Annotated in this window: 9 protein-coding genes (1 of these 9 running past the window's edge); 7 read left to right on the plus strand and 2 right to left on the minus strand. The window is 75.0% G+C overall.

Annotation, left to right across the window (positions count from 1 at the left end; all coding sequences use genetic code 11):
* Positions 1 to 5,149: the 3' portion of a non-ribosomal peptide synthetase/MFS transporter gene (locus tag J3R08_RS13850; RefSeq protein ID WP_209961505.1), read on the plus strand. The gene continues 170 nt to the left of window position 1, outside the view; the window shows 5,149 of its 5,319 coding nt (coding positions 171-5,319); the start codon falls outside the window, past its left edge; its stop codon occupies positions 5,147 to 5,149.
* Here J3R08_RS13850 and J3R08_RS13855 read toward each other — a convergent pair.
* Positions 5,117 to 7,339 (minus strand): lantibiotic dehydratase, encoded by a 2,223-nt coding sequence (locus J3R08_RS13855; RefSeq protein ID WP_245254732.1) that lies wholly within the window; start codon positions 7,337 to 7,339, stop codon positions 5,117 to 5,119. The two genes, J3R08_RS13850 and J3R08_RS13855, sit on opposite strands and share 33 nt — an antisense overlap.
* Positions 7,340 to 7,477: 138 nt before the next feature.
* Between J3R08_RS13855 and J3R08_RS13860 the strand changes: the two genes are divergently transcribed.
* From J3R08_RS13860 to J3R08_RS13885, 6 genes are all read left to right on the plus strand, one after another.
* Positions 7,478 to 8,488 (plus strand): 3-oxoacyl-[acyl-carrier-protein] synthase III C-terminal domain-containing protein, encoded by a 1,011-nt coding sequence (locus J3R08_RS13860; RefSeq protein WP_043324769.1) that lies wholly within the window; start codon positions 7,478 to 7,480, stop codon positions 8,486 to 8,488.
* Positions 8,485 to 8,724 carry an acyl carrier protein gene (locus tag J3R08_RS13865; RefSeq protein WP_223201113.1) on the plus strand — a complete coding sequence of 80 codons (240 nt, stop codon included), beginning with the start codon at positions 8,485 to 8,487 and terminating at the stop codon, positions 8,722 to 8,724. The genes J3R08_RS13860 and J3R08_RS13865 overlap by 4 nt, the downstream gene beginning before the upstream one ends.
* Entirely contained in the window at positions 8,721 to 9,623 is a 903-nt protein-coding gene (locus J3R08_RS13870; RefSeq protein ID WP_209961510.1) for a thiamine pyrophosphate-dependent dehydrogenase E1 component subunit alpha, read from the plus strand. The genes J3R08_RS13865 and J3R08_RS13870 overlap by 4 nt, the downstream gene beginning before the upstream one ends.
* Positions 9,620 to 11,764: a 2-oxo acid dehydrogenase subunit E2 gene (locus tag J3R08_RS13875; RefSeq protein ID WP_209961511.1), complete on the plus strand. Its 2,145-nt coding sequence runs from the start codon at positions 9,620 to 9,622 to the stop codon at positions 11,762 to 11,764. The genes J3R08_RS13870 and J3R08_RS13875 overlap by 4 nt, the downstream gene beginning before the upstream one ends.
* A gap of 263 nt (positions 11,765 to 12,027) precedes the next feature.
* Positions 12,028 to 13,251, plus strand: a complete 1,224-nt coding sequence (locus J3R08_RS13880; RefSeq protein ID WP_209964208.1) for a multidrug effflux MFS transporter — start codon at positions 12,028 to 12,030, stop codon at positions 13,249 to 13,251.
* A 46-nt stretch (positions 13,252 to 13,297) separates the two neighbouring features.
* Positions 13,298 to 13,846 (plus strand): adenylate kinase, encoded by a 549-nt coding sequence (locus J3R08_RS13885; protein WP_043324764.1) that lies wholly within the window; start codon positions 13,298 to 13,300, stop codon positions 13,844 to 13,846.
* On the opposite strand, the gene J3R08_RS13890 is transcribed toward J3R08_RS13885, so the two are convergent.
* Positions 13,776 to 14,795: an acyltransferase domain-containing protein gene (locus J3R08_RS13890; RefSeq protein ID WP_245254733.1), complete on the minus strand. Its 1,020-nt coding sequence runs from the start codon at positions 14,793 to 14,795 to the stop codon at positions 13,776 to 13,778. The genes J3R08_RS13885 and J3R08_RS13890 overlap by 71 nt on opposite strands.
* Between the last annotated feature and the right edge of the window lie 20 nt (positions 14,796 to 14,815).

A 14,815-nucleotide genomic window follows, 5' to 3' on the forward strand; every position in this document is an offset into this window, starting at 1 on the left:
CGCCGCGCTGCGGACGGTCACCGACCGGCACGAGGCCATGCGCACCACGCTGCGCCTGCACGACGGGCGGCTCTACCAGGACATCCACTCCACGGTCCCGGTGGAGCTGCCGGTCACCGACCTGTCCGCGCTGCCCGAGCCGGAGCGGGACGCCGCCCGCGCCCGGATCGTCGCCGAGTACGCAGGTCTCGACCTGCCGATGGACGCCGCCCCGCTGTGGCGGGGCCGGCTGCTGCGGCTCGACCCGGACACCTGGTGGCTGCTGTTCGCCGGGCACCACGTCGTCCTCGACGGCACGTCCCTGCTCCACCTGCGCGCCGAGCTGACCGAGCTGTGCGCCGCCGCCGTCGCCGGCCGCGCGCCGGACCTGCCCGAGCTGCCGATCCAGTACGCCGACTACGCGGCCTGGGAACGCGACCGCCTCGACGGCCCCCGCTGGGACAAGCTGCGCGAGTACTGGCGGGAGACGCTGACCGGGCTGTCGGCAGTGCACGCGCTGACCACCGACCGGCCGCGCCCGGCGACGCTCACGTTCGACGGCGCCGACGTCCGCCGCACGCTGCCCGGCGACGTGACGGCGGCGCTGCCGGAGCTGTCCCAGCAGGCCGCCGCGACCCCGTTCATGGTGCAGCTGGCCGCCTACGTGGCGCTGCTGCACCGGCTGTCCGGGAGCGACGACGTGGTGGTCGGCATGCCGGTGGCCGGCCGGGACCGGGCCGAGCTGGAACCGCTGCTCGGCATGTTCATGAACATGCTGGTGCTGCGCGTCGACGTGTCTGGCGATCCACCGTTCCTGACCCTCGTCCGCCGGGTCCGCCGGGTCGTGCTCGACGCCTGGGACCACCAGGACATGCCGTTCCAGAAGCTCGTTGAGGAGCTGGCGGTACGGCGCGACCCGGGCGTGCCGCCGCTCTACCAGCTCACGTTCCACCACCTGCCCACCGGCCGGGGCGAGGCGTTCGGCGGCGCCATGGACGACCTGTCGCTGGAGATCGCCGGGGACGAGCTGCGGCTGGAGTACCGCACCGCGCTGTTCGAGCGTGCCGCGATGGAGGCGTTCGCGGACCGCTACCTGCTGCTGTTCGCCGCCGCCGTGGCGGCGCCCCGGACCCGGGTCAGCGCGCTGCCGGTCATGCCGACGGACGAACGCGCCCAGGTCGTGACCGGCTGGAACGCCACCGCCGCCCCGGTGCGCCGGACCACGCTGGCGGAGCTGTTCGACGCCCAGGCCCGGCGCACGCCGGACGCGGTCGCGCTGGTCGACGGCGACACCCGGATGACGTACGCGCAGTTGTCCGACGCCGCCGAGCAGGTGGCGTCGCGGCTGGTCGCGCACGGCGTGGGACCGGAGTCGGTGGTCGCGATCCACGAGCCCCGCTCCCGCCGCCTGATCGCCGGGCTGCTCGGCATCCACCGGGCCGGCGCGGCGTACCTGCCGCTGGACCCGGACCACCCGCCGCAGCGGCTGGCCTTCATGCTCGCCGACGCCGGCGCCGGGGTGCTGCTGGCCGACGAGCTGCCGGACGGGCTGACCGTCCCGGGCACCGTGCTGCCGCTGACCGCGCCGGACCGGCCGAGCGCCGCCGCCGGCACTGCCGCCGGGCCGGGGAACGCGGCGTACGTGATCTACACGTCGGGCTCCACCGGGCGGCCGAAGGGCGTGGTCAACGAGCACGCCGCGATCGTCAACCGGCTGGACTGGATGCAGGACGCCTTCGCGCTCGGACCGGACGACGCGGTGCTGCACAAGACACCGATCGGGTTCGACGTGTCGGTGTGGGAGGTGTTCTGGCCGCTGCTCGTGGGCGCGCGGCTGGTGCTCGCCGCGCCGGGCGGGCACCGCGACCCGGCGTACCTGCGGGAGCTGATCGAGCGGGAGCGGGTCACCACGGTCCACTTCGTGCCGTCGATGCTCGACGCGTTCCTGTCCACGGCCGACCCGGCCGGCCCGGCCCGCTGCGGGTCGCTGCGGCGGATCGTGTGCAGCGGCGAGGAACTGCCCGCCGACCTGGCCCGCCGCGCCGTCGCCGCGATCCCGTCGGCGGCGCTGCACAACCTGTACGGACCGACCGAGGCGGCGATCGACGTCACCGCCTGGGCGGCCACCCCCGACGCGCTGACCGGCGTGACCCGGGTGCCGATCGGCGGGCCGATCCGCAACGTCCGCACGTACGTGCTCGACGAGGCGATGCGCCCGGTGCCGGTCGGCGTGGCCGGGCAGCTGCACCTCGGCGGCGTTCAGGTGGCCCGCGGCTACCTGAACCGCCCCGGACTCACCGCCGCCGCGTTCGTCCCCGACCCGTTCGGCGAGCCCGGCGGCCGGCTGTACGCCACCGGCGACCTGGCCCGCTGGCGTACCGACGGGACGCTGGAGTTCCTCGGCCGCATCGACGACCAGGTGAAACTGCGGGGCCTGCGGATCGAGCTGGGGGAGATCGCCGCGGTGCTGCGCGAACAGCCCGGCGTCGGCTCCGCGGCCGTCGTCGTGCGCGGCGCCACGCCCGCCGAGCAGCGTCTCGTGGCGTACCTGACGGGCGAGGCCCCGGACCCGGCGGAGCTGCGGGCGGCGCTGAAACGGCGGCTGCCCGAGTACATGGTGCCGTCGGCGTTCGTGACGCTCGACGCGCTGCCGCTGTCCGCCAACGGCAAACTCGACACCGCCGCGTTGCCCGCACCCTCGTCCGGCGTCGCCCCCGCGCAGCGCCGTCCCCCGGTGACCCCGGTCGAGCAGACGGTTGCCGCCACCTGGCGCGACGTGCTCGGCGTGCCCGAGGTCGGCCTGGACGACGACTTCTTCGAGCTGGGCGGTCACTCGCTGCTGGCGATCCGGATGCTGGCGCTGCTGCGCGAGGCGTACGGGCAGGTCGACGTCGGCGTGATGGACGTGTTCGCGCACCCGACGGTGCAGGGGCTGGCCGCGCTGATCGACGCCCCGGCGGACCAGGAGCGGCAGCGCCCGCTGCTGTACGAGCTGACCCGGCCGGTCCCGGCGGACCAGCGGGTGCGCTCGTACGTGTGCGTGCCCTACGGCGGCGGGCTCGCCAGCATCTACCAGCCGCTCGCGGACGCGCTGCCGGCCGGGCACACGCTGTTCTCCGTGGCGATCCCCGGCCACGACGTCGGCGTCCGCGACACCGAGCTGCCCTTCGACGAGCTGGTCGAGCGGTGCGTGGCCGAGATCCAGGAGCGGGTGGACGGCCCGCTGGTCCTGTACGGCCACTGCGTCGGCGGCGCGCTGTTGACCGGCATCGCCCGGCGGCTGCACGAGCGCGGACGTCCCATCGAGGCGATCTACGCCGGGGGCGTGTTCCCGACCGCCCGCCCGGACAACATGCTCGGCCGGCTCGTCGACTGGGCCGACTCCCGGGGCGCGGACCGGCGGTACGAGACGTTCCTGCGCTCGATCGGCGCGGAACTGGCCGACCTGGACCCGGCGCAGGTCGACCGGTTCGTGCACCACGTACGGCGGGAGGCCGCCGAGGCGCAGGAGCGGTTCACCGAGTGGCTGGACGGCGAACCGGTCCGGGTGCCCGCACCGGTGATCTCCGTCGTCGGCACCCACGACGTGCTCACCGAGTACTACGAGGAGCGGTACCGCGAGTGGAGTTTCCTCGGCGAGTCGACAGCGCTCGTGGTGCTGGACGAGGCCGGGCACTACTTCGTCAAGCAGCGGGCCGAGGCGCTCGCCGAGGTGCTCACCCGCACCCATCCCCGGCTCGCCGAGCCGTCCGCCGCGCCGTCCGCCGCGCCACGACAGCTCGCCGGTGACGGCTGGGCACTGGCGGCCACCAGCACCGATCCGGTCACCGCCGAGACCGGCGTGCAACCGGGCGTACGCCGGTTCCTGGCCATCACCGCCAGCCAGCTCATCTCGTCGACCGGGTCGGCGCTGACCCAGTGGGCGGTGCCGGTCTGGGTCTACCTGGAGACCGGGTCGATGCTGTGGTTCGGCCTGTCCGGGGTGATCGCGTACCTGCCGGCGCTGCTGACGCTGCCGGTCGCCGGCGCGGTCGCGGACCGGTTCGACAGGCGCCGGGTGCTGCTGGCCGCGTGCGCGACGGCGGTGACAGCGGAGGCGCTGCTGGCGCTGCTGCTCTGGACCGACCGGCTGGGGCTGGCGGCCGTCTACACGCTCGTGTGCGTGCTCGGCGCGGCGTCGGTGTTCCAACGCATCACCTACCTGGCCGCGATCCCACAGGTGGTGCCGAAGCGCTATCTGGGGCACGCCAACGGCATCGCGCAGCTCGCGGTCGGGCTCAGCTCGCTCGCGGTGCCGCTGCTGGCTGCGGGTCTGCTGGCCGCGATCGGTCTGGCCGGCGTCCTGGTCATCGACATCGTGAGTTACGTGGTGGCGATCGGTGTGCTGACCGCGGTGCGGTTCCCCGACCTGCTCGGCCGGCGGCGCAAGGAGCCGTTCCTGGCGGAGCTGATCGGCGGCGCGCGGATGACGTGGGCCGAGCCGGGCTTCCGGGCCATGCTGGGCTTCTTCTCGCTCTACAACCTGTGCCTGGCGAGCCTGCTGCTGGTGCCGCCGATGGTGCTCGCGTTCGGCACGATGGGCCAGGTCGGCACCGTGGCGTTCGCCGAGGCGCTCGGCGCCGTCCTCGGCGGGCTCGCCATCGCGGTGTGGGGCGGCCCGACCCGGCGCCGGATGCCCGCGCTGATCGCCATCGCGTTCGGCGTGGCGGTCAGCCTGGTGCTCAGCGGCGTCCGGCCGAGCCTGCTGCTGGTGGCGCTCGGCAGCTTCGGCGTGGGGCTGGGCCTGGGCCTGCACAACGGCATCTACCTGTCGATCATCCAGGTGAAGGTGCCGCAGCGGTTCCACGGCCGGGTGCTGGCGATCATCCAGACGCTGACCTGGGCGACGCTGCCGCTGGGCTTCGCCGTGCTGGTGCCGCTGAGCGGGTCGCTGCTGGAACCGATGTTCGCCCCCGGCGGCGCGCTGGCCGGCAGCGTCGGCGCGCTGATCGGCACCGGCCCCGGCCGGGGACTCGGGTTCGCGTTCGTGGTGTCCGGGCTGGCCCTGGCCGTGGTGGCGCTCGGCGCCTACGGCGTACGCCGGTTGCGCCGGTTCGACACCGAGACCCCCGACGCGCCGGCGGACGCCACCGAGTGGCTACCGCACCTGCGCCGGGTCGACGATCTGTAGCCGCAGTTCCGAGGCGTACGCCCGGCCGGCCCCGTCGGTCAGCCAGGCGTCGTCCGGGCCGGGCAGCAGCTCGGTGACGGTGAGCCCGACGCCGTCGCCGCCCTTGGCGTGCGCGCCGCGCAGGAGCGTGCACAGCAGCCGGGTATAGACGCCGCTGGTCAGGTCCACATAGCTGGGTTTGAGTTCGGTGTCGACCCGCACGAAGATCCGCTCGGGCAGGCCGAGCGCGAGCCGCCAGCGCCGTACCGCGAGGTAGCGTTCCCGCTCGCCCTTGACCGTGTGCAGGCCGGTCTCGCCCACAGTGGTGCGCCACGTCTCGCGGACCAGCACCAGGTCGTCGACGGTGACGCGCGGCGTGCGCCCGGCGTTGCCGGCCAGCTTCCACGTGTCGAACACCTGGTAGTCGAACAGCGGCGCGAACACCTCCAGCAGCGGCCACCGCCGCCCGTCGTCGGCGTGCGCGGAAAGAGTGCCGTCGTCGTCCGGCCGCACGTTCAGGGTCGTGATCGGCACGAGGCGGTCCGGGTCGGCGCCGGGCGCGTCGACGAACCCGAGCTGGGCGTCGGCGGGCCCGTGCAGCCACTCCGCGATCCGGGCGGTGTGCCGGGGCCAGTCCACCGGCGGCAGCAGCCGGACCCGGCCGCCGGGCAGGTCGGCGCGCATCCCGTCGCGCAGCCGCTGCGGGTCCGGGTGCCCGTACGCGAAGAAGTGCGTGTCGAACGCGGCCAGGGCCACGTGCAGCTCGCCGAGCACGACTGTGAAGTCGCCGCGCAGCAGCGCCGCCTCGTCCGGCGCGCACACGTGCACGTCCGGGCTGTGGATGCGGGCGGCGGCCCAGCCGGGCGCGTCGGCGGGGAACGCGGCGGCGACCCGCTCGGTCAGCGCGGCGGCGTCGAACCGCAGCTCCCGGGCGTCGGAGTCGGCGTCGGCCAGGCCGAGCACCGTCGACCACCGGGCCAGGAACTCGGCGGTGACGGCGGCGGCGGGCGGGTCCGCCCCGAACACCACCGCCTGCGCCAGGAACCACAGGTCGGCCACCGGCACGTCCGCGGTGGCCGACTCCGCCGCCAGGTCGCGGTACAGGGCGGCCAGCGCGTCGGCGTACGCCTGCCCGATCGCCGCGGTCAGCCACCGCGCCGACAGCAGCAGCGGTTCCAGCGGCGCGAGCCGTGCCAGCAGCGCGTCACCGAAGCGGACGTCCAGGTCGCGGACCGTCTCCAGGTGGCACAGCGTGCGGCCGGCGTACACCTCGCCGGGCTGCTGCCGCGCGTCCCGGCCGGTCAGTTCCACGAACCGCCGGTCCAGCGCGGACATCGCCGCGGCCAGCGCGTCCGGGCCGTCGGCGGCGGCCACCGCGTCGCGCAGGTCGCTCACCGTCGCGAGGTCGCCGAGCACCCGCTCGCGGACCGTGTCGTCGCCGATCGCGGCGAGCTGCTCGCGCAACGCGTCCTCGGCGGTGAGGTCGACCGGCAGGTCGAAGCCGATCCGCAGCACGCCGCGCCCGGCCAGGTCGTCGAGCTGCGCGTGCACGTCAGCGGCCCGGCGGAAACCGCTCGCCGGGTCCGCGAGCAGCGCGGCGACCAGGTCGGCCACGCGCGGTCCGCGCCGCGCCAGCGTGAGCAGCGCGGCGGTCGCCGCCGGGAGCGTCTGCGGTGGATGGTGCGGGCGCCGCAGCACCCGGTCGCGCAGGCTCAGGTGCGGGGCCAGCCGCACCGGCAGCCAGTCCCGCACGCCTGGTACGCGGGCGAAGGCCTCCGCGAGCGCGTCCAGGCCCCACCGCTCCAGGAACACCTTCCGGGTACGCGTCAACGCCGCGCCGGGACGCACCGTCGCGATCGGACCGCTGCCGCCCAGCTCGGTCCAGCAGATCGGGCCGAAGAAGCCCACCGTGTCGTTCTTCAGGCAGTACCGCTGCCAGTACTTCGCGACGACCTCCTCCCGGTGCCGCCGGCGCAGGTTGCGCGGGGCGTGCGGGCCGTCGCGCCGGATCGCGTCGACGGCGAGCAGGACCGCAGGGTTCTGCCAGGTCAGCGCCGTACGGAAGGCGTCGTCGCAGGCGATGCCGTAGACCGCCTGCCCGAGGTCGGCCGCGGCGGCGTCGAACGCCGCAGCGAACTCCGCGGCGTCGCCGTCCCCGCGCAGGTGCCGGTCGGCCGCCTCCGCGAGCGCCGGAGCGGCGAACCGGCTCATCCCGCCGGCTGGAAAACCGGCCGACCGGAGCAACGCCGAACGCCATACGTGCCAACGGGTTCCGGGCAGGGACGTGAGATGCTCTCGGGGCATGGGGGAATGGTAAGCAGCGGCGGATCTGCGGCGGGACGGTCGAGCATGAGCTTCGGGCTGGTGTCCTTCGGTGAGGCGCTCGGCGACCCGGCGCCCGTCGCCGACGTGGTGGCGCAGTACACCGACGACGTCAACCGCGTCCTCGGCTACGGCTACCGGCGGGTGCACCGCGCCGCGCCGGACGTCGGCCTGACCGACCTCGCCGAGCGGGCCGCCCGCCGCGCCCTGGACGCCGCCACGCTGCCCGCCGCGCGGGTGGACCTGCTGGTGCTCGCCGTCACCGACCTCACCGAACACCTCTACTGGGACGCCGCCGCCGACCTGGCGTACCGGCTCGGCGCGGCCGGCGCCGAAGCGGTGCTGCTCACCCAGGCGTGCACCACCGGCGTGCTCAGCCTCGACACCGTCGCCGGCAAGTTCGCCACCCACCCGGAGTACGACACCGCGCTCGTGATCGCGGCCAACCGGACCTGCGAGGCGTACTGGAACCGGATGGAGACCCAGCCGATGGTGTTCTCCGACGGCGCGGTGGCCACAGTGGCCCGGCGCGGGCACCCCCGGCTGCGCTGGCAGGTCACCGAGGCCGCCACCGACGGCCGCTACGCCGGGTTCTACCGGCTCGACGGCGGTGGCGCCGCGGCGCCGTTCGCACCCGGCGCCGAGCCGCCGGCCGCCCGCGACGTGTGGCACGTGATGGAGTTCTTCGACTACGACCCCGAGCAGTTCGCGCAGTACGCCCGCCACCTCGACGAGCGGATGGTGCGGGTCACCGAACGCGCCTGCGAGCGGGCCGGCGTCACCGTCGCCGACCTGGCGCGGCTGATCCTGGTCGCCGACAACGAACGCGCCATGACGTCGCTCGCCGAGGCCCACAAGGTGCCGCCGGAGCGGACCAACCGGGCACTGGCGGCCGAGTACGGGCATCTCGGCGCGGCGGACCAACTGTTCGGGCTGAGCCGCCTGCTCGACGCCGGTGAGCTGCACGAGGGCGACCGGGTCGCGTTGATCTCGTTGGGCCGGGGCACCCACTGGGCCTGTACGATCATCGAGGTATGAGCATGTCCAGCCGGCTGGTGCGGCTCGTCGCCGATGTGCTGGAACTGCCCGTCGACCAGGTCGACGCGCAGACCGGCCCCGCGACCACCGCCGCGTGGGTGAGCCTGCGTCACCTCCAGATCGTCGTGGCCGTCGAGGACGCGTACCGGATATCGCTGACGCCCCGGGAGATCCGGACCGTGCGGTCGGTGGGCGACCTGCGCGCGCTGCTCGCCCAGCGGGGCGTGCCGGAGTGAGCGCCGCGCCGGCCCCGCTCGACGACGCCGACCTCGACGCGGGGCTGCTCATCCGCCGATTCGAGGAGCACCTGCTGCGCCTGTACGCCGACGGTCACCTCGCCGGCACCACGCACACCTGCCTCGGCCAGGAGTACGTCCCGGTAGCGCTGGCCCCACTGCTGGCCGGGGACTTCGTGTTCAGCAACCACCGCGGACACGGGCACTACCTGGCGCACTGCGGCGACCCGGAGGGCCTGCTGGCGGAACTACTCGGCCGCGACGGCGGGGTGTGCCACGGGTACGGCGGCAGCCAGCACCTGCGCCGGGACCGGTTCCTGTCCACCGGCGTGCAGGGGGAGAGCCTGCCCGCCGCTGTCGGCGTGGGACTGCACCTCAACCGCACCGGGCAGGACGCGATCGTGGTGGCGTACATCGGCGACGGGACCTGGGGCGAGGGTGCTGTCTACGAGGCGCTGAACATGGCCGCGCTGTGGCGGGTGCCGCTGCTCGTCGTGGTCGAGCACAACCGGATCGCCCAGTCCACCCCGACCACCGCGCAGCTCGCCGGCACCATCGCCGGCCGGGTCGCCGGGTTCGGCATCACCGTCAGCGAGTCCGGCTCGTTCGACCTCACCGAGGTACGCGCCGCCGCCGCGCCGCACGTCGAGCGGGTCCGCGCCACCCGGACGCCGCACGTGCTCGTGCAGCACACGGTCCGGCTCGGCCCGCACAGCAAGGGCGACGACACCCGACCCGCCGACGAACTCGACCGGCTGCGCCGCCTCGACTGGCTCCAGCGGTACGCCGAGGCGTACCCGGAGCGGTTCGCGGCCGCCGACGCGCGGGCCCGGCAGCGGGTCGCGGAGGTCTCGGCCGAGGTGCTGGCCCGGCCGCTCGCGCGCGGAGCGGCGGCGTGACGCGCGCGGAACGGGTCAGCCGCAACCTCAACCGTGCCCTGCACGCGCTGTTCGCCGCCGACGAGCGGGCCTGGCTGCTGGGGGAGGACGTCGCCGACCCGTACGGCGGGGCGTTCAAGGTGACCCAGGGCCTCTCCACCGCCTACCCCGACCGGGTGCTGTCGACGCCGCTGAGCGAGAACGGCATCACCGGCGTCGCGGGTGGCCTGGCGCTGTGCGGCGACACAGTGATCGTCGAGATCATGTTCGGGGACTTCGCCGGTCTCGCCTTCGACCCGATCCTCAACCTGATCACCAAGTCCGTCGCCATGTACGGCGAGCGCACCCCGATGCGGGTGGTGATCCGCTGCCCGGTCGGCGGCGGGCGCGGCTACGGCGCGACGCACAGCCAGAGCCCGCAGAAGCACTTCATCGGCATCCCGCACCTCGCGCTGTACGAGCTGTCCCCGCTGCACGACGCGGCCGACGTGCTGGCCGCCGCGCTGCGCCGCGACGAACCGGCGATGCTGTTCGAGGACAAGATCCTCTACACCCAGCGGCGGTACGTGGACGGCCGCGTCGACGACCGCCTCGCCTTCGAGTCGCGCGGCGCGGACGGCAACTGGGCCCGCGTCCACGACCCGGACGCCACCGGCGCGCCGACGCTCGTCATCGCGCCGGGCGGGGTCGCCAACCGGGCGATCGCCGCCGCCACTCGGGCCGCCGAGCGGGGACGTACGGTCGAGGTGCTGGTCCCGGCGCGGCTCTACCCGGTGGACGTGGACGGCCTGCGCGACCTGCTCGCCGGCGCGCACGGCGTGATCGTCGCCGAGGAGAGCACCGCGGGCGGCACGTGGGGGAGCGAGGTCGCGGCCCGCCTGCACGCCGAGGCGTGGCCGCTGCTGCGCGGCCCGGTCGAGCTGGTCAGCTCCGCCGACCGGGTCATCCCGTCCGCGCCGCACCTGGAACAGGCGGTGCTGCTCGGCACCGACGCGATCCTGGACCGGATCATGCGCCTGCCCGCCGCGCCGGTGGCGACCGGCGACCGGGGCGGACCGGCTGACGCCCCGGCGACTCCGGCCGGCGCGTCTCCGGGCGTGCCCGGCGCGGTCCCGGTTCCGCGCACCGATCCGTCACCCGTCGATCCGCCGCCCTCCGCTCCGACGACGGCGGCGCAGGCGGGCGTCCCGGTGGACGTACCGCGGCTCAACCCCAACGACGACAGCTACGTGCTGCTGGAATGGCTGGTCGCGGACGGCGCCACGGTGGAGGCCGGTGAGCCGGTCGCGGCGGTCGAGACGTCCAAGGCGATCGAGGAACTCGCGGCGACGCGGGCCGGCGTGCTGCGTCAGGACGTGGCAGCCGGCGCCGACTGCGCCCCGGGCGCTCCCATCGGCCGGATCCTGCCCGAGTCGGCCGTGCCCGCCCCGCCAGAGCCGCTGGGCTCGCCCGCTGCGGCGTACCCGGAGCAGGTGGAGGCCGTGGGGACGCGGACGGCGACGCCGGGACGGCCGCTGCCACCGGCGCAGCGCCGCATCGCCGACGTGGTGTCCACCTCGCACCGGGAGATCCCGGTGGCCTTCACCGCCGTGCGCGTCGACGTGACGGCAGCGCTCGCCTATGCCCGCCGCGCCGCCGACGAGACCGGCGCCACGGTCGGCCTGACCGAGGTCGTCATCGCCGCCGTGGCCGCGCTGCACGAGCGGTTCGGCGCCCTCTACGCCCGGCTCACCGGCGACGGGCTGGTGGTCGACGCGGAAGCGCCGTCGATCGGGCTCACCGTGGACGTCGGCACCGGACTGTTCCTGCCGGTGATCCGCGACGCGGCCGGACTGGACCTCGGCGACCTCGCTGACGCCGTGGTCGCGCTGCGGATGAAGGCGCTGCGCGGCCGGCTCCGCGAGGAGGACATGGCCGGCATGAACTTCCTGGTCGCGCTCAACGACACACCCGGCGTCACGGTGTCCCGGCCGATCATCCCGCCCGGCGTCACCTGCGCCCTCTCGGTGCCGGACGTGCACCGCGAGGTCGTGCTCGACGGCGACGGCGGGGTACGCGAGCGGGCGGTGGCGGACCTGGGGCTGGCGTACGACCACCGGCTCGTGAACGGGGCGCAGGCCGGGGCGTACCTGGCCGCGCTCGGCGAGGTGCTGCAACGCTGACCGGCACCCGGAGCGGCCGCCGTGCGGTCGCCGCAGCCGCCTCGTCCCCGTCCGGCGCCGGCAGCGACGTCGGCCCCGGCGGCGTGCCGCACCGCTGGGCAGGCGCGTGACCTGCGTTACCTCTCGCCGAGACGGGAATGTGATCACCGGGGGCGCATTTGACTCACTGTGTGAGTGCCGCACCCTCCCGCGCCCGGTCGCACGACCGGGCCGGGACGCCCCAGACGACCGATGCCACCCCGACGCCCACCCCGGGTGACCTGATGAGCCGCAGCCAGCGCCTGAGGCTCGTGCTCGTCCTCGGCACGCTGATCGCCGTGGGTCCGCTGACCATCGACATGTACCTGCCCGCGCTGCCCGCGATCGTGGCGGACTTCGCGACCACGTCGGCGGCGGTGCAGTTGACGCTCACCGGGACGCTCGCCGGGCTCGCCGTCGGCCAGTTGCTGATCGGGCCGCTGTCGGACGCGGTCGGGCGGCGCCGCCCGCTGATCGCCGGTCTGCTGCTGCACATCGTGGCCTCGGCGCTGTGCGTCGTCGCCCCGAACGTCGCCGTCCTGGGCGTCCTGCGGGTCGTGCAGGGCCTCGGCGTCGCCGCGACCGCAGTGGTCGCGATGGCGGTGGTGCGCGACCTGTTCAGCGGGTCGGCGTTCGCCACCATGCTGTCCCGGCTGCTGCTGGTGATGGGCGCGGCGCCGGTCCTCGCCCCGACGCTCGGCGGTGGTGTGCTGCGGTGGACGGACTGGCGTGGCGTGTTCGTGGTCCTGGCCGTCTTCGGGGTGCTGCTCGTCGTGCTGGCCACGCTCGCGCTGCCGGAGACGCTGCCGCCCGCGCGCCGCCAGCGCGGCGGAGTCGTGGCGACAGTGATGAACTACGGCGGGCTGCTGCGGGACCGCGTCTTCGTCGGCCTGGTCCTGGTGGCCGGCCTGGCCATGGCGGCGCTGTTCGCGTACGTGGCCGGCTCGTCGTTCGTCCTCCAGGACGGGTACGGCCTCAACGAGCAGGAGTTCGGGCTGGCGTTCGGGGCGGGCGCGGTGGGCCTGATCGGCGCGACCCAGTACAACGTGCGGCTGCTGCGCCGCTACTCCTCCCAGTGGATCCTGGTGGCCTCGCTGGCGGGGGGCACGGTGGCCGGGCTGGCGCTGCTGGTGTTCGCCGCGACCGGCTTCGGCGGGCTGCCCGCGCTGCTGGTGTCGCTGTGGTTGGTGCTGGCGGCGGCGGGTCTGGCCATGCCGAACGCCCCGGCGCTGGCCCTGTCCCGCCACGGCGAGGCGGCCGGCACCGCGTCCGCCCTGCTGGGCGCGGTGCAGTTCGGCGTGGGCGCGGTGGCGGCGCCGCTGGTGGGCGTGCTCGGCACCGGCGCGGTGGCGATGGCGCTGGTGGTGGCCGGCGGGATGGTGGCGGCGCTGGCGGTGCTGCTGGTCGTGGTGCGGCCGTCGCAGCTCGCCGGCCTGGAGGCGGATCCGGCGGTCGCGGTCGCGCACTGACGGACCGTCCGGCGCGCGGGATGCGGGCAGCGCCTACGCTGCTGCCATGACCGCCCCGGCCCGCATCCTGGTCGAGGGGATCCACGGGTCCGGCAAGTCGACGCTGGCCGCGCTGCTGGCGCAGCGCTACCGCCTGCCCTGGTATCCGGTCGACGATCTGCTCTGGGAGCCGGGCTGGGTGGAGGTGCCGGTCGCCGAGCAGCGACGGCGGATCGCGGAGATCTGCCGACGTGACCGCTGGATCCTCGACGGCGCCTACCACGGCTGGCGGGACGTGGTGCTCGGCCGCGCCGACCTGGTGATCGGCCTGGACTACCCGCGCGGGGTCTCGTTCCGGCGGCTGCTGCGGCGTACGCGGCAGCGGCTGGCCAGCGGCGAGGAGATCTGCAACGGCAACCGGGAGTCGTGGGGAAGCGTGCTGTCCCTCGACTCGGTGCTGGTGTGGCACGTGACCGGGTTCGGCCGGGCGCGCCGGCGCCTGCGGGCCTGGGCGGCCGACCCGGCCGGACCGCCGGTGCTGCTGTTCACCGACCCGGCCGCCCTCGACGACTGGCTGGCGCGCGGCAGCCGGGTGCCGGACCGGCGCGGGACGTGACTACATCGGAAAAACGGCCGCGACGCCACTGCCAGTGGCGGCCGGCCCGCAGGTGGTCGATGACCGCGCGCTGGAGGACGGTGCGGCGGGGCAGCCGGTCCAGCGGCGTGTTCAGGCTGCGGAAGACGAAGCGCAGCACCTCGACGTCGCCGTCCAGCCCGTCCATCTGCTGGTAGGGCTCCAGCGTGAACCGCCGCTGGAACCGGACGATGTTGGAATCCTCCGGCAGGTATTCGCTCAGTTGCGGGTCGAGCAGCCAGGAGCCGCAGGAGAAGGCGGTGTAGCTCTCGTCGGGGAAGTGGCGCGGGAAGAACGCCCGGGCCCGCTCCAGCGACGCGTCGACCGCCTCCGGGGTCAGCGGCCCCGAGTCGGGGATGTGCAGGTCGAGGGCGCCGGTGTCGCCGCGCTGGTGCTGCAGGCGGCCCAACTCGTAGAGGCCGCCGCGCGCGTGCAGCGTCAGCCATGCCTGCATGACCGGCCAGCCCTCACCGTGCATCCGCCGGTCGACGGCGAGGTTGTTGCCCAGGTCGGCGAGCGTCGCCCAGGAAACCTCGTCGGGCACGCCGTGTTCGGCGTGGTACGCCCGCACGACGTCGACCAGTGCCAGGTACGCGTAGGCGTAGAGGTGCCGCCAGGCCGGTCCCCGGTCGCGGGGCAGCGCCGGGCCCGGCGGCAGCCACGCGAAGCCGCCGAGGTCGGCCCGGACCAGGGCGATCGAGCGGTCGAGCAGCCAGCGCAGCTCCGGGGTCCACAGTGGGGACTCCGGGTCCGGCCAGCCCGCCATGATCTCGGCGGCGTCGTCGGGGCGCACCGCGAGCCGCCGCAGCAGCGCGGGCGCGTCCGCCCGGGCGGGCAGCGGCGCGGAAGGCCGGTCGCCGGCGAGCCGGCGCACCCGGTCGATCTCCTCGGCGGGCACGTCGAGCCGGCCGGCGACGTCGTCCACGTCCATAGGGACGACGCTACCGGCCG

Origin of the sequence: Micromonospora sp. HB375 (genome assembly GCF_017872985.1) — a bacterium.
In the GTDB taxonomy this organism is placed as follows: Bacteria; Actinomycetota; Actinomycetes; order Mycobacteriales; family Micromonosporaceae; genus Micromonospora; species Micromonospora chalcea.